The organism is Clostridium sp. AF29-8BH (genome assembly GCF_003478145.1).
GTDB lineage: Bacteria > Bacillota > Clostridia > Lachnospirales > Lachnospiraceae > Otoolea > Otoolea fessa.
Genome location: NZ_QUEL01000002.1, coordinates 225,939 through 247,145, shown reverse-complemented (window position 1 = coordinate 247,145; position 21,207 = coordinate 225,939). Strand labels below are relative to the sequence as shown.

Below are 21,207 nucleotides of genomic sequence, written 5' to 3'. Positions count from 1 at the left end.
GCAGATTCAAATCTGAAAGGATGGGACTTTTTGAATTTTTTGCTTTTTTAAAATTATTCCGACAATAAAATCCGGTCATTATCCAGCGCGTGGCCTGCGCCGGTCTTGAAGCGGGCGATCAGATCCTCGACAGTCATGGAAGCGCGCTCTGCGCCGCCGACGTCGAGCACGATATTTCCGTTTGCCATCATGAGCGTGCGGTTTCCGAGCTCCAGAGCCTGGTTCATATTGTGGGTGATCATCAGGCAGGTGATTTTCTCCTCAGCAACGATATTTTTCGTCAGCTCCAGTACTTTTTCAGCTGTTCCCGGATCGAGGGCGGCAGTGTGCTCATCGAGCAGCAGAAGCTTCGGCGTGATGAGGGTTGCCATGAGCAGGGTGAGCGCCTGGCGCTGACCGCCGGAGAGAAGTCCGACCGGCTGGGTCATCCGGTCTTCAAGCCCCATATTTAAGAGGGAGAGGCGTTCGCGGAACGCATCCTTATCTTTCTTGGAAATGCGGGAAAATGGCGATTTCCCCTTTGCGGTCCGCAGATAGGCGAGGGCAAGATTTTCTTCGATCGTCATGCCCGGCGCCGTTCCCTTTAACGGGTCCTGGAAGAGGCGGCCGACCATCAGGCTGCGCTTGTGCTCCGGCATATAGGTGATGTCCTCGCCGTCCAGCTCGATAAAGCCGTCATCGACGTAGAAGCTGCCGGCAATCGCATTGAACAGGGTCGATTTTCCGGCGCCGTTGGAACCGATGATTGTCACGAAATCGCCGTGATCCAGATGCAGGGACAGCCCGGAGAGCGCCTGTTTGGCGTTGACAGTTCCCGGATTAAAGGTTTTTGATATCGACTGAATATTTAACATGCTCCGTGTCCTCCCTTCCGGCGTGCCGCTGCATTTTTACGTGTCTGGAATGCCGCCCATTTCCGGATCGTCGGAAATGCGATTGCCAGCGCTACGATCACAGCGGTGACCAGTTTCAGCCCCTGTACAGGCATGATTTTTGTATACAGGACGATAGCGTAGATAAAACGGTAAATAATCGAACCGATGACGGTGGCGATGACACCTCTTGCCACGCCGCGGCGTCCGAGGACGGTTTCACCGATGATCAGGCAGGCAAGACCGATCACGACGATACCCGTGCCGCCGTTGATGTCGGCGGTATTCTGGTACTGACCGACCATTGCGCCGGAGAGTGCGGTCAGCGCATTGGCGATGCATAAGCCGACCGTAATGGTAAATGTCGGGTTGATCGAGGAGGCGCGCACCATGTCAATGTTGTTGCCGGTTGCCCGGATGGAGAGTCCCAGACGGGTACCGAGAAAATAGACGAGCAGTGCGCCCGCAAGCACAGTTACGCAGATTGCCAGAAGTGCTTCATACCAGTCACCCCCGATACCGGTTTTCTGAAGCAGGGAAAAGATGGTCTCTGTCTTTAAAAGACTCACGTTGCACTCCAGCCCATTACCATCAGATTGATGGTGTAGAGTCCCATATTGGTGATGATACCGGCGAGAATGGACGGCACGCCGAGACGGGTCTGCTGAAATGCGGTGACAAATCCGGCGCAGATGCCTGCAAGCATGGCAGCCGGAACCGCGAGGAATGGATGCCCTGCCGCAGCCATTGTGACGGATACCGCTGTGCCGAGGACGAAACAGCCGTCCGTCGTCATATCCGCGATGTCCAGTATGCGGAAACTCAAGAACAGCGCCATCGGCACCAGCGCATACAGAAATCCCAGTTCCAGAGCGGTTTGTAAAATATGAAGCATGGGAAATTACCTCCGTAGAATGATTTGTACTCCCAGAGCGTTCATAAGGCAGATGCGCCAGCCGCGTGGTAAGCGGGGGATGCGGCTGGCGTCTGGTCTGTCTTACGGTTCTGAGAGTACATGAAAGTCAGTCAAATGAAAATCAAAGTGCCGCCGGATGAGGGGTATTAGTCCTCGGTGGTCGTAACCTCTACAACATCGCCAAAATCTTTGAATACAGCTGTGTCGATATTCAGGCTTTGGCAGTCTCGGTATTTACGGTTACGATGCCGCCTTCTGCGGTGTAGTAGTCTTCCATGCTGTCCATGCCTTCGGTGATTGCCTGATAAGCAAGGTCAGCGGTCTGTGTACCAAGAGCCGTGTAGTTGACGCCGCAGGTGGCAAATGCACCATTGCGGACGAAGGAATCAGCGCCGGCATAGTGCGGGATGCCTGCATCGGCCAGATCCTTGAAGATAGCCAGCTCAGCTGCCATGATGACATTGTCGGTAGGAGTGAAGACAGCGTCTACTTTGTCAGCAACCAGGGAGGAGGCAGCGGTAATTACTTCGTCGTTGGTATTTGCAGTCTGCTCGGTGTAGGAGATACCTTTTTCATCTAAGTATGCCTTTGCATCCGCGATCGGTTTAGTTGAGTTTGCCTCGGATAAGGAATATAAAAGCCCCACATTTTTAACATCTGGGTTTGCGGCAAAAATCATATCCATGATTTTCTCAGTGTTCAGCGCATCGCTGGTACCGGTTACATAGTCGATGCCGGTCAGCTCAGCGGCTTCCGGATCGGAAACAGCGGCGTAGACAACCGGTGTCTGGGTCTGCTGTGCGGATACGGTCGCTACCTGTGCAGCCAGGGTTGCAATCGGGATGATGGCGTCAACACTGTCAGCAACCGCCTGATCACCAATCTGCTTTAAGGTTGTCTGGTCATTCTGGCCGGAGTACAGTTCGTAGTGAATGGTTACATTGTTATCCTCGGCGATTTTATCTAACTCTGCCTCGACTGCATTTGCAATCTCATCGAGGGAAGCGTGGTCGAGCTGTTTGACAATCGCTACATTATAAATTTCTTTGTCCGCGGAAGCTTCCTGAGAGGTTTCGGCGGTGGTGTCTGCTTCGGAAGCGTTGCTGGATGTGCTGGAAGAGCATCCTGCGGTTGTCAGTGTCAGGGCTGCGGTGCATCCAAGTGCAAATAATTTTTTCAGATTCTTTTTCATAGTCATTTTCTCCATTCTTTATTCTTATTTTGATATTTGTTTTGGATGGCAGATGTATCAGTCTGCCTTGCCGGAGCAGAGTAAAGAATGTGTCTGGAAAGAAGATTCTCGTTGGTTTGGCGCCGCGCGCCGTGATGAAAGATTTTACTGAGAATGTTTCCAGAAACTAAAAAACGCCTCTGTCCCCATACATGGGACAAAAGCGTAAACTTCTGCGATACCACCCAAATTGACATTTGTGAAAATGTCCACTCGCTTACACGTACCATCATACGTGCCCCGATGGATAACGGGTGGGGTCCCGTCAGCCCCTACTGAAACAATCGTTCAAGGCTGCCCTCGGAAGTCCATTCACTGACGGTAAGGCGTTCCGTTTCCACCATCCGGAACTCTCTGTGGCGATACATAGGTCAGATACTCCTCTTCCTCATCGGTTTATCTGTGTTCTTCGTTACATGCATTATAAACACACCCAAAAGGATTTGTCAACCATCAAAATCAAAAAGATGCAGGAAAATGAAAAAGAGTCGGTTTTTCCATTGTTTACGGAAAATTTGGAGATGAAGATGTGGACGCTGGCTGTGCGGCAGGAACAGCAAGTTGAAAAAGTTTTTGAAAAAATTTAGAAAAGTAGAAAAAAATAGTTGACATTTAAAAGACTCTCTAGTATAATAACTCATGTCGCTGAACAAGAGCGAACATGAGAATCACAGGATTCCTCAGGATGCCCAGATAGCTCAGTTGGTAGAGCAGAGGACTGAAAATCCTCGTGTCACTGGTTCGATTCCGGTTCTGGGCATTACAATTTCATAATTTATCATGCGGGTGTAGTTCAATGGTAGAACACCAGCCTTCCAAGCTGGATACGTGGGTTCGATTCCCATCACCCGCTTTTTTGTTGTTTAAAATTAAGAAAGCCCCCAGAGTTGCCGCTCTGGGGGCTTTCTTGTTTCATAGGAAATTACGTCCTATGAAACAAAAAACGCTCCGCGAGGATGTGCACTCGCGCGAAGCAGGAACATGTCGCAAGCGACCGCGCGAGACGCCCGGATGTGCCAAGGCACATTCTTTTTTATCAGATGCTATAAAAAACCAGAAAATATACCGCCATCAGGACTGCTAGAAATCCCGCATTTGCAATCGTGAACCAGCGGAAGTAGATTCCTTTTTTCTCTGGGCAGGAGCGGACGATATATTTGTAAGAAATAAGACTCGCCATGGATGCGATCAGGGTGCCGAGACCGCCGAGGTTAGTTCCGATCAGAAGGGAAACTCCTTTTTCGGTAAATCCGGACAACAGGATGGCGGCCGGAACGTTGCTGATTACCTGGCTGGCCAGAACGGAGACTATCACTTCGTGTCCCGTGATCATACTGGAAAGCAGGGAGCTTACCGCAGGAATGTGTTTCAGATTCCCGATGAAGATGAAGAATCCGATAAAAGTCAGGATGAGAGAGTAATCCACCTGACAGAAGATCTTCGGGTCTGCCAGACAGCCAATCGCCAGAATGCAGATAAACAGGATTGGAAGCGGCAGAAGACCGGCTACGGTGCAAAGGCACAGGAAAAACATTCCCAGACAGCAGAAAAGGCAGCGTTTAGGAAAGGTCTCATCGGAGGTTGTATCTCTACCGGCTGTATCTAGTGAGATAGTCTCCCTTGGTGTAAACATTGTGACGAGCAGCAGCAAAACCAATGAAAGCAGCGAAAATGGACCGATGCTCCGGATAAATGTATCAAGTGAAAGCTCAAAGTGGGAATACAGATACAGGTTCTGGGGATTCCCCACCGGAGTTGTCATGCTGCCGAGATTGGCTGCCAGTGTCTGGCAGACGACAACCGGAACGATCCGGTCTTTGCGGTTTACCATCCGCAGTAGTTCCAGAGCAAATGGAACGAAGGTAATTAAGGCCACATCGTTGGTGATCAGCATGCTGGAAAAGAAACACAGAAGAATCAGAAGCTGTTCCAGCTGCCTGAGTGAATGGATTCGAAGCAGCAGTAATTCCCCGAGCTGTCGAAAGAAACCGATGTTTTGGAGGCCTGTGGTTGCTGTCATCAGGCCAAAGAGCAGGATCAGTGTGTGCAGATCCAGATATTTCAGGTATCCGGCGGACGGTGGTATGATAAACATGGAAAGGACAGCCAGAGCCAGGGCGATGGTTAAAACGGTATCCTTTTTGAGAAAAGAACTTACTTTTTGTATCATGGTAAAATACTCCCTTGAAAAGAAAAAGTGTAACTGTGACCAGTAACGAAAATAGCGGAAACCCTCATGAAAATGAAAAGGTTTCCGCTATAAATAAAAAGAGCGCGAGACGGGACTCGAACCCGCGGCCTCGACCTTGGCAAGGTCGCGCTCCACCAACTGAGCCACTCGCGCATTTCTGAAGCATCGCTTCAACGAGTTATATAATATCATAGGTCGGTTGATTTGGCAAGCGTTTTTTTAAAAAAATCAAAAAATATAGAAAATTCATTACTGTTCACGGGTAGGCACGTTTGAAACCGGGAGAACCGTATGAAAACGATCAAGTTCCATATTTTCCACTGGATGTGTTCCCGCGGTCTGCACAAACCCGATGATCTGTCCGGACAGGAGTACCGTGAGGATGGAATATACCATGCGGTTTAACGGAATGTAGCTCAGTGAAAGCACCAGTACAGCAAAATCGGACAGGAGGTAGATCCACTGGATTTTGATGTGCGTCACGTGGGAAAGGCTCATCGCAAGCGCATCGTCTCCGCCCGGGGCACCGCCGATCCGCACGCAGAGCCCGGCACCGATGCCGACGAAGACCGCGCCGAGCAGGGATGCGGCAAGCGGCATATCGGCAAGCTGCGGCCACAGGGGCGGAAACTGCTCACAGATCCGGTAAGACAGGGAGAAGCTGGCGCTGGAAAGAATGGAGTAGGCGATGAACTGCCGCCCCAGAAGTTTCCATCCCATCGCGTAGCAGGCGAGGTTCATGATGAAGCCGGACACGGATGGGGAGATATGGAACCAGTGATCGAGCAGAAGCGTCATTCCTAAGACACCGCCCTCGGTGACACCGGAAAAGGAATGGACATGGTACAGGCCAAATGCCAGAAATGCACTTCCAAACAGTGCAATCAGGCAGGATTTTAGTTTTAAATCGAGGGAATGGAATAATTTCAGCAAAATAACAGGCTCCTTACAAATGATAGTGTTGTTAATGGTTTCTCTATTTTAGTATGGAAACAAATTTGTGTCAAGAATAGACAAAAATGTGGGATGTGCGTATACTGGAAGATAGGAAGACGGAAAGGGGAATGAAAACATGGTAGAAAATCATCCGGACACCCGGAAGCAGGAATACCGCGGAATTGCCTGCCTGGTGCTGTCTGCGTTCTGTTTTGCGCTGATGAGTATGTTTGTACATTTGGCGGGCGATCTGCCGTCGATGCAGAAGAGTTTTTTTCGCAATCTTGTGGCGGCGCTGGCAGCGGTTGTTTTGCTTTTGCGGGCGGGAGAGCCGTTTCGTATCCGCAGGGAAAATCTGCCGTATTTTCTGATGCGGTCAATTTTCGGCACGATGGGAGTGCTGTGTAACTTTTATGCGGTGGATCATCTGGTGCTGGCGGACGCATCGATTCTAAATAAAATGTCGCCGTTTTTTACAGTGCTGTTCAGCTGGCTGATCTTAAAGGAAAAAGTTATGCCAATTCAGCTTTCGCTGATCTTCGGTGCGTTTCTCGGCAGTATATTCGTGGTAAAGCCGACATTCTCCAATCTGGCACTTGTGCCGTCGCTGCTGGGCTTTTTCGGCGGCATCTGCGCGGGCGCGGCGTACACGATGGTGCGGAAACTGGGAGAGGCAGGAGAAAAGGGACCGGTGATCGTGCTGTTTTTCTCGGTATTTTCCTGTGTGGTTGTGCTGCCGTGGCTGATTTTTGACTATCATCCGATGACCTGGCAGCAGATGGGGATCCTGCTTTTGGCGGGCTGCGCGGCGGCGGGCGGACAGTTTGCGATCACGGCGGCATACCGCTATGCCCCGGCGAGCCGTATTTCCATCTACGATTATTCGCAGCTGATCTTCTCGACGATGCTCGGTTTCTTCATCTTCGGGCAGGTGCCGGACGGCTGGAGTTTCCTAGGATATGGAATTATCTGCCTGATGGCAATTTTCATGTTTGTGTATAACAATCGGAAGGAAAAGTGCCCGTAGATACGCTTTACAAGCGTTGTCAAATTATATATACTGGAGATAAAGCCGGTGTGAGTTCCATGTTTCAGAGAATAAAGTTCTGGAATAAAGTGGATTGCCGACATGGTTCGAAAAATGGTTTACAGGAGGGAATAGGAATGAAAAAATTAGCAACCGCACTTGTGAGTGCAGCAGCCATTATGACAATGTCAACAACCGCATTTGCAGCCGAAAATCCGGCGGAGGTATTTGACCGGGTGATGGAGAAGAACAATACGATTCAGTCCGCGGAGATTCAGAGCGGCGTCCATTCGGTCATACTTGCAAAGGATGTCATTCCGGACGGTCAGATGAAAGTTGATATGGCGATGCATGCAGAGATGGATATGCAGGATACCACCGATCTCAAGTACCTGGCACAGGTCGCTTCCTCGATTCTGGGACAGGACAGCTATTCACAGGTTTTTTATACGGACGGCTACTATTACGTAGATGCCAACGGTGTCAAACTGAAATACCCGATGCCATTAGAGCAGATCATATCCTCCGTCCAGACCGGAGTCAACACCAGCAATATGGAATCCAGCTATATGAAGGGCATTTCCTTAAACGAGGTCAATGGAAAACGTGTGCTGGCATATGAGGCAAATCCAAAGAAGCTAAACAAGAACGTCAAAGAAGCCCTCGGAACCGTGATGAACACACTCGGCACCGATGTCAATCTGGACATGAACATCCAGGAAATGAAAGGCGCTTACGTGCTGGATGACAACGATTACATTATCTATATGACAAACTATATCGTATACAACATGGAAGTCCTCGACCAGCCGATGACCTGCATTACTCTGATGGAGACCGAAGTCCAGAACCCGGGCGAGCCGGTCGTAGTGACACTTCCATCCACGGATGGCTATGAAGACTTAATTGGTTTATACGATGGAGTCATTGAAAGCGAAGTAGAATAAAAAACAGACAAAAACAAAAATAGACAATCAAAAGCCAGCCGAGCAAAGCAAAGGCTGGCAGGCAAAAGCGATCCATAACATAACAAGAGGAAAGTGGCGTCCGGGAATCTGTAGAGCCAGCGTTCCAATTATCGATTGTACGCATCCCACGCCAGCTGTCCGGCTGGGGCGGACATTTTTGTCCGATCCAGACGAACAGATGTAGCGAAAGCAAGCGAACAATGATAATTGGAGACGCAGGCGGCGCAGATTCCCAGACGCCTCTTTTTGCATCACGACAATCAATCAATCTATCTATTACTGCATCTCATCCTCAATCATCCGATACCCAATCCCGATCTCCGTAAACACATACTGCGGTTCCGCTGGATTCTGCTCCAGTTTCCTTCGAATATGTGCCATATTCACGCGCAGAATACTGTTATCATCGTCCGCATACGGCCCCCAGATATTCGAAATAATCGTATCATACGTCATGACTCTGCCGGAATTCTGTGCCAGCAGGGAGATAATCTTAAACTCGATCTGCGTCAGATGGACATCCCTTCCATCAACCGATACCAGATGTTTTTCAAAATCGATCGTCAGTCCCTTTGCATGGAATGGGCGCTTATAAAGCGGAGAAGCTGTGTTTAAGCGGTTGCTGTGGCGCAGGGCAGTCCGGATGCGCGCGAGAAGCTCGGAGGTGCCGATCGGCTTGGTCAGATAATCATCCGCGCCAAGGTCGAGCGCACGTACCTTTTCCTGTTCCTGCGTGCGGGCGGAGAGGACGATGATCGGGACGCTGGACCAGGTGCGGACCTGGCGGATGATCTCTATGCCGTCCATGTCTGGAAGCCCCAGGTCGAGGAGAATCAGATCCGGGCACTGGGACGTGATGATCGGAAGTGCTTCTTTTCCCGTGTGTGCGGTGGAAATGCGGTAATCCTGTGCGGACAGGGAGGTGGAGATGAAGTCGCAGATGTTTTTTTCATCTTCTACTAATAAAATAGAAAGTTTATGTGTCATGTTATTTGTCCTCCTTTGGAAGGGTAAAGTAAAATTCGGCACCGCGCGTGTGGTTGATTGCCTTGATTTCGCCGCCGTGGGCGAGAATGATCGTTTTACAGATGGAAAGCCCGATTCCCATGCCCTTTCGTCCATCCGGCGAAGTGCTGGTCGTCGAAGAAGAGCCGTCAAAGATGGTTGCCAGCTTCTCCGGCGGGATGCCGACGCCGTAATCGCGCACGTGGAAAATCGCATAGTCGGAAAGTGATTCCACATAGCACTCGATCGGCTCGGTGCTTTCAGCATGGACAACGGCATTTTCCAGCAGGTTGATGAGAACCTGTTCGATGAGGACGGCGTCCATCGGGACCATCAGGAATTCCTCCGGCACGCGCACATGGATATTGGCATCTGGAAGTCTCTTTTTTAAGCGGATCATCGCCTCGGAGAGAACTTCCTCGACCGGTTCTGAGGTCTTAGTTACCTTTGCCGTCTCATTGTTGATACGCGTGACGGAGAGCAGGTTTTCAACCATGTTTAAGAGCCAGTTAGAGTCCTCAAGAATATGGCGCACCAGCGCATTTTTCTCAACCTCCGGGAGGCTGCTTCCATTTTCCAGATATACGGTACTGGAACCGATGATGCTGGTAAGCGGGGTGCGGAGATCATGGGAGATTGCCCGCAGCAGGTTCGCCCGCATCTTTTCTTTTTCCGCTTCCATCAGCATCTTTTCACGTTCTGCCAGCACGCGCGCCTGTGTTTTCATGTTGCTTGTGATGGCGCTTGTAATGCTGGAAATTGAAAACATTGCCACGAAGGTAATCGGATAGCCGGCCATCGTGAAATCCAGCGCGAAATACGGATACGTGAACAGAAAATTGACGCAGACAACGCCGACAAAGGAGGAGAACAGACCGAAGCTGTATCCGTCCGTAAAACGCGCTACCAAAAAGACCGCCAGAATGTATGTTAGCGCGATGTTGGCAGTCGGATTTTTGAGCGCATGAAAAAAGCAGAACGCGATGATCGTGGCGGTACCCATGAAAAACAGGGTAAGTCCCCAGCTCTGTATGTATGTCGGAAGCGCACAGAATTTTTCAACGATCGGGCGGGTCCGGAACCAATTTTTTAAGGCGTCAATTTTGTGTGGATATGTTTCGCTGCCATTGGAAGTGCTGGTATCCGGAGAGTTGGGTTCGGCTGAACCTTGAAGGCTGCTGGCTGATTCTGTTTTCAGGAAAGTTTCATTGGAAGTTCCAGAAACAGAAGGTTTACTTGAATGTTTCATTTAAATAAAGAAAGTCTCCTTTCAAAAAATTCATATGGATGCTTCTATTATACAATGTTTCTTCTGAAAAATAGAGAGGAAGACTGTTAAAAAGTTGAAAAAATCGTGAAAATTTGGGATAAAAACAGTAACACAATTATTGAGAATCTGGCTGGATAAGGGCGATTTCATTGCATTTTCAGCGTCGGTGTGTTAAACTCCAAACAGTCTCCCGAATGAGGGAAGCAGGCTGACCCGCCTGTTAGAAAGTGACAAACGGGCTGCCGGAGTGCAGGGCGAAAGGAATGAAAATAAGATGAAAAAATTAGGAAGAAATGATCTGTGCTGGTGTGGAAGTGGAAAGAAGTACAAACATTGCCATGAGGCATTTGATGAGAAGCTGATGGAGGCGGCGGATGCCGGACACCAGATTCCGGATCACGACATGATCAAGACCCCGGAGCAGATCGAGGGGATTCGCGAGAGCTGCAAGATCAATGTGGCAGTTCTGGATTATGTGGCTGAGCATATCAAGGCCGGCGTCACAACCGAGGAGATCGATCAGTGGGTATATAATGAGACGACCCGCATGGGCGGAATCCCGGCGCCGCTTGGCTATGAAGGATTCCCGAAGAGCGTGTGCACGTCCATCAATGATCAGGTCTGCCACGGCATTCCGTCAGCGGATGTCGTATTAAAGGATGGCGATATCATCAACGTGGATGTTTCGACCATTTATCACGGCTATTATGCGGATTCTTCCCGTATGTTCTGTATCGGAAATGTCAGCCCGGAACATAAAAAACTGGTGGACGTTGTCAAAGAGTGCGTGGAATTAGGTCTGGAGCAGGTAAAACCGTGGGGCTTCATGGGCGATATGGCGGAAGCGGTCCAGAAGCATGCGGAAGAAAATGGTTATTCTGTGGTTCGTGAGATCGGCGGTCACGGCGTTGGTATCGAGTTCCATGAGGACCCGTGGGTTGGATATATTGGTCAGAGAGGCACCGGCATGATGTTTGCACCGGGCATGATGTTCACGATCGAGCCGATGATCAACGAGGGAACCGAGGAAGTATTCGTGGACGGCGATGACGACTGGAGTGTATACACGAAGGATGGAAAAGCATCCGCCCAGTGGGAGATTCAGGTGCTGGTAACCGAGGATGGCCATGAGGTGCTTTCCTGGTAGTTTGCAGAGTACATAAAAAGAGACGGCGTCAAACCGTCTCTTTTTTGTACCCAAGGTGGGTGTTCTTCACAGCCGAAGGGGGATAAAAGACTGCGAAGAAATATCTATATAAAGGAAATTGTTGTTAGTCGAGCCAGATAACGATTGCGCGCATCTTGTAGTGTCATCTGCCTCATTGATATTATGCCATTATAATACTGGATAATTGTGTCCATATTTTGACCAATATCTAAAATAAATCTAAACGAGTATTACATAATTCGAAACTTTTTCGGAACTGTTTATGAGGCTGGCACGCTTGAATTTTTCTTGTCGATTTCTTGGATGGGGTATATAATAAATCTGGTGATTAAAGGGGTGCGGCCTGACTGGATAGAAACCGCGTCCAGAACAAAGCAATTAAGAAGAAAGTGGCAGGAATTATATGGAAAATTTTTTATTTGCACTTAATACAGTCCTTCCGTTTCTGCTCTATATCGCATTTGGATATGGAGTCAGGAGGTCGGGGCTGGCGGATGAGGATTTTATGAAGCGCCTGAATAAAGTGATCTTTCAGGCATTCTTTCCGATTCTGATGTTTAACAACCTGTATTCCATTCCGGAGGGAATGACATTAAATCTGCGTCTGGTGGCAGTCGCCATTATCAGCGTGCTGCTTTTGCAGGCGGTTCTGCTTGCTGTGGTTCCGCGTCTGGTAAAGGAAAATGAGCGGCGCGGCGTTATCATCCAGGCGATTTACCGCAGCAATTTCGTCCTGTTCGGCATTCCGCTGGCAACCAGCGTGTTCGGTGAGGAGGGAACACTGCTGGCGACGATGATGGTGGCGATCGTGATCCCGGTCTACAACATAACGGCGGTCGTGATTCTGGAATTGTTCCGGGGCGGCAAGGTCCCGGTTTCCGTTTTGATTAAGAATATCCTGAAAAATCCGATGATCCGCGGCGCGCTCCTGGGCTTTATCTTTCATATATTAGGAATTAAACTTCCGGTTTCCGTGGAAGGACCGATCAAGCAGTTTGCCAATCTGACAACGCCTCTGGCACTGTTCGTACTGGGCGGAACGCTGCATTTCAATGCGATCGGCGGCAATCTGAAATATGTGGTTCCGTCGATGACCTTCAAGATGGTGATCCTGCCCGCAGTGATTCTGGCGGTTGCGACGCTGCTCGGCTTTTCCGGTGTGGAACGTTTTGTTTACTTTGAAATGTACGCGACTCCGGTTGCGACGGCGTCCTATGCGATGGCGCAGAACATGGGCGGCGACGGCGAGCTGGCGGGACAGTTTGTCGTGCTGAGCACGGTCGCCTCGGTTGTGACGATCTTTTTGTGGGTCTATTTCCTTAATTCGATCGGATGGCTCGCATAAAAATAAATATATAATAGGGGACTGCCAGACAGTGGTTTGTGGAAGAGCAACAATTGTCTGGCAGCTTTTTTGTGTAAACAAACACTGTTTTTCATGAAAACCGAAAATTTTTTTCATAAATTAAGGTGTATGTATAATCTTTTCAAAATCAAAACATTTAATAGACAAAACTGATTGAAAAAGTTATAATAGTATACAAATGCGAGAAAACTTATTTATTTTCCATGTGCTTTTGATGCTTCGAATCAGCGAATTGTATGGAATGGGAGGATGTGAAACATAATAAGGATATTGCATTATTGCTGAAAAAAATTAGGGGAAAAGGAGGTGGTTCAATGATTAAGGAGACGATCCAGGCGGTCGAGGACGCAGAGGCGAAGGCATCGGAACTGGTCGCGCAGGCTTCGGAGGATGCACGCCGCGTTAAGGCGGAGGCGGAGGCAGAAGCGGATCGAATGCTCGCAGATGCACAGAAAAGGGGGAAAGAAGCAGCTGTGAAGCAGGAAGAAGAACTGACTCTCAGAGGGGAGGAGTACGTAAAACAGGCACTGGCAGAAGCCGAGGCGGAGTGTCAGACGCTCAGAGAGACGGCGGACAGACGGAAACCAGAGGTGGTTGACCGGCTCATAGCGGAACTGGTCTAGTGAATGGAGGGATGTAGATATGGCAGTATTGCAGATGCAAAAGCTATGTATCTGTGCCCTGAAGAAGGACCGTAAGTCCCTGATGGAGTTTCTGCAGGCTGCCGGAGTGCTGGAGCTGACAGCGGAGGCGGAGCCGGACGAGGTATTTAAGCGGACGGACACGCTGGAGGATCGGCAGAAGTTTGAGCGGAATGCGGCGACGGCGGACCGCGCATTGGAAGTGCTTGCCGCGGTGGTTCCGGAGGAAACATCGAGCTTGCTGGGCTTGCCGGAAAGCCGCTTGCAAAGGCAGGCGCGTACCGGGAGACGGAGGCGAACGCAGAGGCGCTTTTAGGTCAGGCGGAACGCATTTTGAACCTGCAAAAGCAGATCACGGAGGAAAAGACTGCGGCGCTTAGACTGCTGGCGGAGGCGGAAAGCCTGAAACCGTGGCAGAAGCTGGAGATTCCACTTGCGTATCAGGAGACGAAACGGTGTGCTATCTTAGCCGGCGCGGTCGGCGGAGGCGCTTATACGCAGGAAGAAATTTACGCTTCGGTGGCAAAACAGGAGCCGCAGCTTGAAAAATGGGAGCTGGAGGTTGTCGGAAGCGACGCCGACCAGACCTGCATTGCGGTAATTTGCCTGAAAGAGGACGAGGAGAAGCTGGAGACAGCACTCCGGTCGATTGGATTTGCCCGTCCGGCGCGTCCGGTGGAGGAAGTTCCGGCAGCTTACGCTAAGAAACTCAAAGCGCAGGCGGCAGAGCATGAGGGATGCGCGGCAGCGACGGAAGAAGAACTGAAACAGTGCGCTCCGGCGCGGGAAGATTTGAAATTGTTATCCGACTATTACCGCCTGAGGGCACAGAAGTATGAGGCGCTCGGCGAGATCTTACAGTCGGAAAAAACGTGTATGATCACGGGATTTATCCCGAAGCGCGATGCGAAAGGACTGGAGGAGAAGCTGAATAGCCGGTTTGAACTTGCAGTGGAAAGTTCGGATGTGCCGGAGGATGAGGAAGCACCGGTGCTTCTCTCCAACGGAACCTTCGCGGCGTCGGCGGAGGGCGTGACCGCGTCCTTTGGCTTACCGGCGAAGGGGGAGATGGACCCGACCGGCATCATGGCAGCGTGCTATGTATTTTTGTTTGGTCTGATGCTTTCAGATGCGGCATACGGATTTATTGTATTTTTGATGTGCTTCCTGGCACTTAAGAAATTCCCAAGGATGGAAGAAAACCTGCGGAAATCACTGCGGCTCTTTATGTACTGTGGACTTTCGACCCTGTTCTGGGGCGTCATGTTCGGCGGTTATTTCGGAGATGCGGTGGACATCGTGAGCCGGACGTATTTTGGACATACGGTGACAATACCGGCGCTCTGGTTTGTCCCGCTAAATGACCCGATGAAGCTTTTGGTTTATTCGATGTTATTTGGCGTGATTCACTTATTTCTGGGGCTGGGACTGAAAGGATATATGCTCTTAAAGGATGGCAAGGTTGTGGATTTTATCTGCGACGTGGTACTCTGGTACCTCCTGCTTCTGGGGCTGATCCTGATGCTGCTTCCGACGGAACTGTTTGGTTCCATCGCGCAGATGAATATCGTATTCCCGCCGGTGCTTAATTCGCTGGCAAAGGGAATGGCGATCGTGGGCGCGCTGGGAATTCTGGTGATGTCGGCGCGCGACAAGAAGAATCCGATCCTGCGGCTGGCGCTTGGCGCATATGATTTGTACAATATTACCGGATGGGTGTCGGATGTGCTTTCCTACTCGCGCCTTCTGGCGCTCGGACTGGCAACCGGCGTTATCGCATCGGTTATCAATCAGATGGGAAGTATGGTTGGAAATAATGTATTTGGCGTGATTGTATTTATACTGGTATTCTGCTTCGGACACCTGTTTAACCTGGCGATCAACCTGCTCGGTGCGTATGTGCATACCTGCCGTCTGCAGTACGTCGAGTTTTTCGGAAAGTTCTATGAGGGTGGCGGAAAGGCATTCCGTCCGTTTAAGCAGATAACAAAATACGTGGAAATCAAGGAGGATTAAATATGAGCGGAATTGTATTTGCATTGTTGGGAGTTGCAGTGGCGGTTATTCTTGCAGGTATGGGTTCAGCCTACGGCGTAGGCGTGGCAGGTCAGGCAGCAGCCGGAGTCGTAACCGAGGATCCGGATAAATTCGCGAAGGTGCTTCTGCTCCAGCTTCTTCCGGGTACCCAGGGTATCTACGGTCTGCTGGTTGGTTTCATCGCTCTTTCTAAGATTGGTCTTCTTGGCGGCGGCGCTGACATGAGCATGTCGATCTCCCAGGGACTCTTATATCTGGCAGCATGCCTTCCGATCGGCGTGGTTGGTCTGGTATCGGCGAGACATCAGGGAAGAACGTCGGTTGCTTCCATCGGTATCGTAGCGAAGAAACCGGAACAGTTTGGTAAAGCGATGCTGTTCCCGGCGATGGTTGAGACCTATGCGATTCTGGCACTTCTGGTTTCGATTCTGGCAATCAATGCACTGTAATCTGGCACGGCGGAAAGAATCAAAATCAGTTAAGGAGTGAAGCGTATGAATGGATTAGATAAGATTATTGCTCAGATCCTTGACGATGCAAAGCAGGAATCGCTTGCGATTCAGGAAAAAGCAGCCGGTGAAGCGGAGACGACCCTTGCGGCAGCCGGTGAAAAAGTAAAAAAGCTGGAGGAAGAGCAGGCGAAATCAGCGGCGCAGCGTGAAAAAAGCTATGAGGAACGGCTTCGTTCTTCGGCGGCGCTAAAGAAGCGCCAGGCAATCCTTGCGGCAAAGCAGGCGATCATCGAGGAAATGCTTGCGGCGGCACACAAGGAGCTGCTGGCAAAGCCGGATGAGGCGTATTTTGCATGGATGGAGCAGCTTCTTTCCCGGTTCGTGACGGATCGGGCAGGAGAAATCTATGTTTCAAAACGTGATTTAGAGCGGATGCCGGATGATTTTCCGGCAAAGATAGAGAAGACGGCGCAGGAAAAGGGCGGAAGTCTGGTACTGAAAAAAGAACCGAGGGAGATCGACGGGGGCTTTGTTCTGGTGTATGGCGGTGTCGAGGAAAATTGTTCTGCCGGGGCGTTGTTTGCGTCGCAGCGGGATGAGCTGGCGGACAAGGTACATGCGATGCTGTTTGGATAACGGCGGGAGAAGGTAAGGAGGGCTTATATGTCTGATACAAAATATGCCTACGCGGTCGCCCGGATCCGAGCGCTGGAAAATGGGCTTTTTTCCTCCGCACAGATTGAACAGCTGCTGTCCGTAAAAAGCTACGAGGGGGCACTGCGTTTCCTGACCGAACACGGCTGGGGGGATGCAGATACACCGCTCAGCGCGGAGGCGATCCTGACCCGGGAGAAGACGAAAACCTGGGAGACGGTCCGCGACCTTTTGAAGGGCGACGACGCGATCCTGGCAGTGCTTTCCTACGGGGATCTCTACCACAATTTAAAGGCGGCGATCAAGGATGCGGCGGCGCCGGGCAGCCACGGCAATGTCTATTTTGACGACTGCGAGGTGGACGGCGCGCGGATGGCGAAGATCGTGGCGGAGAAGGACTGGCAGGCGCTTCCGGCACATATGCGGGAGGCGGCGAAGGAAGCCAGTGAGACATTTCTGCACACGAGCGACGGGCAGCTCTGCGATATCATCGTTGACCGGGCGGCGCTCGCAGCTATCTATGAGTGCGGAAAGAATGCGTCCGACGCGATCATCCGCGATTATGCCGAGACGACGGTCGCGGTGGCGGATATCAAGATAGCGGTGCGATCCCAGAAGACAGGAAAACATCTGGATTTTATGCGGCGTGCGATGGCACCGTGCGATAGCTTGAATATCGAGCGCCTGTCACAGGCGGCTCTTGGTGGCGCCGGCGCGATCTGCGAGTATCTGGAAGGAACCCGCTATGCGGGCGGCGCGCAGGCATTAAAGGAATCGCCGTCGGCGTTTGAGCGGTGGTGTGACAATCAGTTGATCGAGACGATCAAGCCGCAGAAATACAACCCGTTTACGGCGGGACCGCTGGTTGCCTATGTGCTGGCGAAGGAAAATGAGATTAAAACGGTCCGTATCATCCTGACCGCCCGTCTGAACGGTCTTGAGGAGGAACAGATTCGGGAAAGGATAAGGGAGATGTATGTATAAGGTTGCAGTAGTCGGAGATTACGACAGCATCTACGGATTTGCGGCGCTGGGACTGGAGACATTTCCGGTGTCCGATGTAAAAGAGACGGAGAAAGTATTTCTGGAACTGGCTTCTGGTTCCTACGCGGTGATCTATATCACCGAGGCGGCGGCTGCCGGGATTGAGACAGTTATTGACCGCTACCGGGAACAGCCGCTTCCGTCCGTGATCCTGATTCCGGGGATTTCCGGGAATACGGGAAAAGGCGTGGAGTCGGTCAAGCATTCGGTGGAACAGGCAGTTGGATCGGATATTCTGTTTGGAGATGCATGATAGAAAGGTGGGTGAAACCTTCCAATGAGCAAAGGAACGATAAAGAAGGTAGCAGGACCGCTGGTTATCGCCAGCGGGATGCGGGATGCCAATATGTTTGACGTCGTCCGCGTCAGCGACGAACGTCTGATTGGCGAGATCATAGAGATTCACGGAGATGAAGCGTCGATTCAGGTATATGAGGAGACTTCCGGTTTAGGACCTGGCGAGCCGGTAGAGTCGATGGATGTGCCGCTTTCGGTTGAACTGGGACCGGGACTCCTGACGAGTATCTACGATGGAATCCAGCGGCCGCTGGACGATATCATGAAGGAGACGGGCAGCAACAACTTAAAGCGCGGCGTTGAGGTTCCGTCTTTAAAGCGTGATAAGAAATGGCAGTTTGTGCCGACCGTGAAAGCGGGCGACAGCGTGGAAGCAGGCGACATCATCGGTACCGTGCAGGAGACGCTGATCATTGAGCATAAGATTATGGTGCCGTATGGTGTAAAAGGTACCGTCAAAGAGATCAAGAGCGGTGAATTTACGGTGGAGGAAACTGTAGCGGTCATTGAGACGGAAAACGGTGAAAAAGAGCTTACAATGATGCAGAAATGGCCGGTTCGGCGCGGACGTCCGTACCAGACGAAGCTGCCGCCGGTAAAACCGCTGATCACCGGACAGCGTGTCGTTGACGCATTCTTCCCGATCGCCAAGGGCGGCGTGGCAGCCGTACCGGGACCGTTCGGAAGCGGCAAGACCGTCATCCAGCACCAGCTGGCGAAATGGGCGGAAGCGGACATTGTTGTTTACATCGGCTGCGGTGAGCGCGGCAACGAGATGACGGATGTTTTAAATGAGTTCCCGGAGTTAAAGGATCCAAAGACCGGGCACTCCCTGATGCAGCGGACCGTGCTGATTGCCAATACTTCGGATATGCCGGTAGCAGCCCGCGAGGCATCGATTTACACGGGTATCACGATCGCAGAGTATTTCCGCGACATGGGTTATTCGGTGGCACTGATGGCGGATTCCACCTCCCGGTGGGCGGAGGCGCTGCGAGAGATGTCGGGACGTCTGGAAGAGATGCCGGGCGAGGAAGGTTATCCGGCCTACTTAGGAAGCCGTCTGGCACAGTTCTATGAGCGTGCCGGTCATGTCATCTGCCTTGGCAGGGACGGACGCGAGGGCGCGCTGTCTGCAATCGGAGCCGTCTCCCCGCCAGGCGGCGATATTTCCGAGCCGGTTTCCCAGGCGACGCTGCGTATCGTCAAGGTATTCTGGGGACTCGACTCAGCGCTGGCATACAAGCGCCATTTCCCGGCGATCAACTGGCTGACCAGCTATTCCCTGTATGTGGACAATCTGGGAAAATGGTTTGATGAGAATGTATCGGATGAGTGGATGAGCTGCCGCCAGGGTCTTATGAGCCTTCTGCAGGAAGAGGCAGAGCTGGAGGAGATCGTAAAGATGGTCGGCATGGATGCACTGTCCCCGATCGACCGCCTGAAAATGGAAGCGGCGCGCTCGATCCGTGAGGATTTCCTGCATCAGAACTCCTTTCATGAGATTGACACGTATACACCACTGCAGAAACAGTTCCGCATGATGAAGCTGGTGCTGGCGTTCTATGAGCAGTCGAAGAAAGCGCTGGAAGGCGGCGCTTCCATCCAGAATCTCATCAAGATGCCGGTGCGCGAGCAGATAGGACGTTTTAAATATACGAAGGCAGAAGACGTGGAGAAAGAGTATCAGGCGGTCCTCGATGAACTTGCGAAAGAGGTTGCCGATGCGGCTGGAAAGGGGGCATTCTAAATGCCGAAAGAATATAGAACCATACAGGAGGTTGCAGGTCCTCTGATGCTGGTGCAGGGCGTGGAAAATGTTACCTATGACGAGTTGGGTGAGATCGAGCTGGCGAGCGGCGAAAAGAGACGCTGCAAGGTGCTGGAGATCGACGGCGGCAATGCGCTGGTACAGCTTTTTGAGAGTTCCACGGGTATCAACCTTTCAAATAGTAAGGTGCGTTTTTTAGGCAGAACGATGGAACTTGGCGTATCGGAGGATATGCTGGGACGCGTCTTTGACGGTCTGGGCAATCCAATCGACGGCGGTCCGGAGATCCTGCCGGAGGAACGCCGCGATATCAATGGTCTGCCGATGAACCCGGCGGCGAGAAGCTATCCGCAGGAGTTTATCCAGACGGGTGTTTCCGCGATCGATGGTCTGAATACACTGGTTCGCGGTCAGAAATTGCCGATTTTCTCGGCGTCCGGTCTGCCGCATGCGAATCTGGCAGCCCAGATTGCGAGACAGGCGAAGGTGCGCGGCACGGACGAACCGTTTGCCGTTGTCTTTGCGGCGATGGGTATCACCTTTGAGGAAGCGCATTTCTTTACCGAGAGCTTTAAGGAGACGGGCGCGATCGACCGTACCGTCCTGTTTATCAACCTGGCAAACGATCCGGCGGTTGAGCGTATCGCGACCCCGCGTATGGCGCTGACGGCTGCCGAGTATCTGGCATTTGAGAAAAATATGCACGTTCTCGTTATCCTGACGGATATCACGAACTACGCGGATGCGCTGCGAGAGATTTCGGCTGCCCGCAAGGAAGTTCCGGGACGCCGCGGTTATCCGGGTTATATGTACACGGATCTTGCATCCCTGTATGAGAGAGCCGGACGCCAGAGAGGCAAGAATGGTTCGATCACGATGATTCCGATCTTAACCATGCCGGAGGATGACAAGACGCACCCGATTCCGGACTTAACCGGATATATTACCGAGGGACAGATTATCTTAAGCCGTGATCTGTACCGCAAGGGCATCACACCGCCGATTGACGTACTTCCGTCGCTGTCCCGTCTGAAAGATAAGGGAATCGGCGAGGGCAAGACGCGTGCTGACCATTCGAACACCTTAAACCAGCTCTTTGCGGCGTATGCGCGCGGCAAGGAAGCGAAGGAACTCATGGTGATCCTGGGCGAGGCGGCATTGTCCGATGTTGACTTAATCTATGCAAAATTTGCGGACGCCTTTGAAAAAGAATATGTTTCCCAGGGCTACAATACGGACCGCGATATCGAGGAGACGCTGCGGATTGGCTGGAAACTGCTTTCCATCCTGCCGAGAAGCGAGCTGAAACGTATCGATGAGAAGTATCTGGATCTGTATTATGGGAAAGAGTAAAAATGCCT

The 21,207-nt window shown here is 51.4% G+C and carries 19 protein-coding genes, 3 tRNA genes, 1 pseudogene and 1 other annotated feature; of the genes and pseudogenes, 15 read left to right on the top strand and 8 right to left on the bottom strand.

The genetic code is table 11. The features are described from left to right. Positions 1–53: 53 nt before the first annotated feature. The 3 genes and pseudogenes from DWZ16_RS02825 to DWZ16_RS02815 all read right to left on the bottom strand — a co-directional run bounded on the left by DWZ16_RS02825 (position 54) and on the right by DWZ16_RS02815 (position 2,980). Positions 54–854, bottom strand: a complete 801-nt coding sequence (locus DWZ16_RS02825) for an ABC transporter ATP-binding protein (RefSeq protein ID WP_022358462.1) — start codon at positions 852–854, stop codon at positions 54–56. Beyond that, positions 848–1,767: pseudogene (locus DWZ16_RS02820) on the bottom strand (ABC transporter permease). Before DWZ16_RS02820 ends, DWZ16_RS02825 begins: the two are co-directional and overlap by 7 nt. A 232-nt stretch (positions 1,768–1,999) precedes the next feature. After that, positions 2,000–2,980: an ABC transporter substrate-binding protein gene (locus DWZ16_RS02815; protein ID WP_243021903.1), complete on the bottom strand. Its 981-nt coding sequence runs from the start codon at positions 2,978–2,980 to the stop codon at positions 2,000–2,002. A gap of 189 nt (positions 2,981–3,169) precedes the next feature. Beyond that, positions 3,170–3,420: a binding site (T-box leader), on the bottom strand. Between the two features lie 286 nt (positions 3,421–3,706). On the opposite strand from DWZ16_RS02815, the gene DWZ16_RS02810 reads away from it, so the two are divergent. Both DWZ16_RS02810 and DWZ16_RS02805 read left to right on the top strand, forming a co-directional pair. Further along, positions 3,707–3,779: transfer RNA gene (locus DWZ16_RS02810), tRNA-Phe, on the top strand. Positions 3,780–3,801: 22 nt separating this feature from the next. Next, positions 3,802–3,872 (top strand) — tRNA-Gly (locus DWZ16_RS02805). 183 nt (positions 3,873–4,055) lie between these two features. Here DWZ16_RS02805 and DWZ16_RS02800 read toward each other — a convergent pair. The 3 genes from DWZ16_RS02800 to DWZ16_RS02790 form a co-directional block, all read right to left on the bottom strand. After that, a complete protein-coding gene (locus tag DWZ16_RS02800) occupies positions 4,056–5,189 on the bottom strand; it encodes an SLC13 family permease (protein WP_107000838.1) in 1,134 nt (377 codons plus the stop codon). Between the two features lie 101 nt (positions 5,190–5,290). Beyond that, a tRNA-Gly gene (locus DWZ16_RS02795) sits at positions 5,291–5,363 on the bottom strand. A gap of 96 nt (positions 5,364–5,459) precedes the next feature. Next, a complete protein-coding gene (locus DWZ16_RS02790; protein ID WP_243021902.1) occupies positions 5,460–6,143 on the bottom strand; it encodes a YitT family protein in 684 nt (227 codons plus the stop codon). Positions 6,144–6,282: 139 nt separating this feature from the next. Between DWZ16_RS02790 and DWZ16_RS02785 the strand changes: the two genes are divergently transcribed. Together DWZ16_RS02785 and DWZ16_RS02780 are read left to right on the top strand one after the other, a co-directional pair. Continuing rightward, positions 6,283–7,173 (top strand): DMT family transporter, encoded by an 891-nt coding sequence (locus DWZ16_RS02785; protein ID WP_118522241.1) that lies wholly within the window; start codon positions 6,283–6,285, stop codon positions 7,171–7,173. Positions 7,174–7,310: 137 nt separating this feature from the next. Continuing rightward, a complete protein-coding gene (locus tag DWZ16_RS02780; protein WP_107000835.1) occupies positions 7,311–8,120 on the top strand; it encodes a hypothetical protein in 810 nt (269 codons plus the stop codon). Between the two features lie 297 nt (positions 8,121–8,417). Here DWZ16_RS02780 and DWZ16_RS02775 read toward each other — a convergent pair whose 3' ends face one another. Together DWZ16_RS02775 and DWZ16_RS02770 are read right to left on the bottom strand one after the other, a co-directional pair. Beyond that, positions 8,418–9,128, bottom strand: a complete 711-nt coding sequence (locus DWZ16_RS02775; protein WP_118469028.1) for a response regulator — start codon at positions 9,126–9,128, stop codon at positions 8,418–8,420. Position 9,129: 1 nt separating this feature from the next. Continuing rightward, on the bottom strand, positions 9,130–10,395 hold the full coding sequence (locus DWZ16_RS02770; protein ID WP_118469030.1) for a DUF4118 domain-containing protein: 1,266 nt from the start codon (positions 10,393–10,395) through the stop codon (positions 9,130–9,132). Between the two features lie 295 nt (positions 10,396–10,690). Here DWZ16_RS02770 and DWZ16_RS02765 point away from each other — a divergent pair, with 295 nt between their 5' ends. From DWZ16_RS02765 to DWZ16_RS02720, 11 genes are all read left to right on the top strand, one after another. Continuing rightward, positions 10,691–11,563, top strand: coding sequence for a methionyl aminopeptidase (locus DWZ16_RS02765; protein WP_022358671.1), 873 nt, complete (start codon positions 10,691–10,693; stop codon positions 11,561–11,563). A gap of 424 nt (positions 11,564–11,987) precedes the next feature. Beyond that, positions 11,988–12,929, top strand: a complete 942-nt coding sequence (locus DWZ16_RS02760) for an AEC family transporter (RefSeq protein WP_118522240.1) — start codon at positions 11,988–11,990, stop codon at positions 12,927–12,929. A 335-nt stretch (positions 12,930–13,264) separates the two neighbouring features. Continuing rightward, positions 13,265–13,573 (top strand): hypothetical protein, encoded by a 309-nt coding sequence (locus DWZ16_RS02755; RefSeq protein ID WP_107000830.1) that lies wholly within the window; start codon positions 13,265–13,267, stop codon positions 13,571–13,573. 19 nt (positions 13,574–13,592) lie between these two features. Beyond that, entirely contained in the window at positions 13,593–13,907 is a 315-nt protein-coding gene (locus tag DWZ16_RS16495) for a hypothetical protein (protein WP_412694271.1), read from the top strand. A gap of 17 nt (positions 13,908–13,924) precedes the next feature. Then, positions 13,925–15,607 carry a V-type ATP synthase subunit I gene (locus DWZ16_RS02750; protein WP_412694270.1) on the top strand — a complete coding sequence of 561 codons (1,683 nt, stop codon included), beginning with the start codon at positions 13,925–13,927 and terminating at the stop codon, positions 15,605–15,607. Positions 15,608–15,609: 2 nt separating this feature from the next. Next, positions 15,610–16,077 (top strand): V-type ATP synthase subunit K, encoded by a 468-nt coding sequence (locus DWZ16_RS02745; RefSeq protein WP_022358667.1) that lies wholly within the window; start codon positions 15,610–15,612, stop codon positions 16,075–16,077. 45 nt (positions 16,078–16,122) lie between these two features. After that, on the top strand, positions 16,123–16,716 hold the full coding sequence (locus DWZ16_RS02740) for a V-type ATP synthase subunit E (protein ID WP_118469034.1): 594 nt from the start codon (positions 16,123–16,125) through the stop codon (positions 16,714–16,716). A 27-nt stretch (positions 16,717–16,743) separates the two neighbouring features. Beyond that, the gene (locus tag DWZ16_RS02735; RefSeq protein WP_118522239.1) at positions 16,744–17,718 is read left to right on the top strand and encodes a V0D/AC39 family V-type ATPase subunit; all 975 of its coding nucleotides are present in this window, start codon (positions 16,744–16,746) and stop codon (positions 17,716–17,718) included. Further along, positions 17,711–18,031, top strand: coding sequence for a V-type ATP synthase subunit F (locus DWZ16_RS02730; protein WP_118522238.1), 321 nt, complete (start codon positions 17,711–17,713; stop codon positions 18,029–18,031). Before DWZ16_RS02735 ends, DWZ16_RS02730 begins: the two co-directional genes overlap by 8 nt. Before the next feature lie 24 nt (positions 18,032–18,055). Next, the gene (locus DWZ16_RS02725) at positions 18,056–19,825 is read left to right on the top strand and encodes a V-type ATP synthase subunit A (protein WP_107000825.1); all 1,770 of its coding nucleotides are present in this window, start codon (positions 18,056–18,058) and stop codon (positions 19,823–19,825) included. Beyond that, positions 19,826–21,199, top strand: a complete 1,374-nt coding sequence (locus DWZ16_RS02720; RefSeq protein WP_022358662.1) for a V-type ATP synthase subunit B — start codon at positions 19,826–19,828, stop codon at positions 21,197–21,199. It abuts the gene before it with no gap. The last annotated feature ends 8 nt before the right edge of the window (positions 21,200–21,207 follow it).

Excerpts from the sequence above, each read along its gene's own strand:
- DWZ16_RS02825 (WP_022358462.1), bottom strand. The coding sequence starts at position 854 with ATGTTAAATATTCAGTCGATATCAAAAACCTTTAATCCGGGAACTGTC.
- DWZ16_RS02815 (WP_243021903.1), bottom strand. The coding sequence starts at position 2,980 with ATGAAAAAGAATCTGAAAAAATTATTTGCACTTGGATGCACCGCAGCC.
- DWZ16_RS02800 (WP_107000838.1), bottom strand. The coding sequence starts at position 5,189 with ATGATACAAAAAGTAAGTTCTTTTCTCAAAAAGGATACCGTTTTAACC.
- DWZ16_RS02785 (WP_118522241.1), top strand. The coding sequence starts at position 6,283 with ATGGTAGAAAATCATCCGGACACCCGGAAGCAGGAATACCGCGGAATT.
- DWZ16_RS02780 (WP_107000835.1), top strand. The coding sequence starts at position 7,311 with ATGAAAAAATTAGCAACCGCACTTGTGAGTGCAGCAGCCATTATGACA.
- DWZ16_RS02775 (WP_118469028.1), bottom strand. The coding sequence starts at position 9,128 with ATGACACATAAACTTTCTATTTTATTAGTAGAAGATGAAAAAAACATC.
- DWZ16_RS02770 (WP_118469030.1), bottom strand. The coding sequence starts at position 10,395 with ATGAAACATTCAAGTAAACCTTCTGTTTCTGGAACTTCCAATGAAACT.
- DWZ16_RS02765 (WP_022358671.1), top strand. The coding sequence starts at position 10,691 with ATGAAAAAATTAGGAAGAAATGATCTGTGCTGGTGTGGAAGTGGAAAG.
- DWZ16_RS02760 (WP_118522240.1), top strand. The coding sequence starts at position 11,988 with ATGGAAAATTTTTTATTTGCACTTAATACAGTCCTTCCGTTTCTGCTC.
- DWZ16_RS02755 (WP_107000830.1), top strand. The coding sequence starts at position 13,265 with ATGATTAAGGAGACGATCCAGGCGGTCGAGGACGCAGAGGCGAAGGCA.
- DWZ16_RS16495 (WP_412694271.1), top strand. The coding sequence starts at position 13,593 with ATGGCAGTATTGCAGATGCAAAAGCTATGTATCTGTGCCCTGAAGAAG.
- DWZ16_RS02745 (WP_022358667.1), top strand. The coding sequence starts at position 15,610 with ATGAGCGGAATTGTATTTGCATTGTTGGGAGTTGCAGTGGCGGTTATT.
- DWZ16_RS02740 (WP_118469034.1), top strand. The coding sequence starts at position 16,123 with ATGAATGGATTAGATAAGATTATTGCTCAGATCCTTGACGATGCAAAG.
- DWZ16_RS02735 (WP_118522239.1), top strand. The coding sequence starts at position 16,744 with ATGTCTGATACAAAATATGCCTACGCGGTCGCCCGGATCCGAGCGCTG.
- DWZ16_RS02730 (WP_118522238.1), top strand. The coding sequence starts at position 17,711 with ATGTATAAGGTTGCAGTAGTCGGAGATTACGACAGCATCTACGGATTT.
- DWZ16_RS02725 (WP_107000825.1), top strand. The coding sequence starts at position 18,056 with ATGAGCAAAGGAACGATAAAGAAGGTAGCAGGACCGCTGGTTATCGCC.
- DWZ16_RS02720 (WP_022358662.1), top strand. The coding sequence starts at position 19,826 with ATGCCGAAAGAATATAGAACCATACAGGAGGTTGCAGGTCCTCTGATG.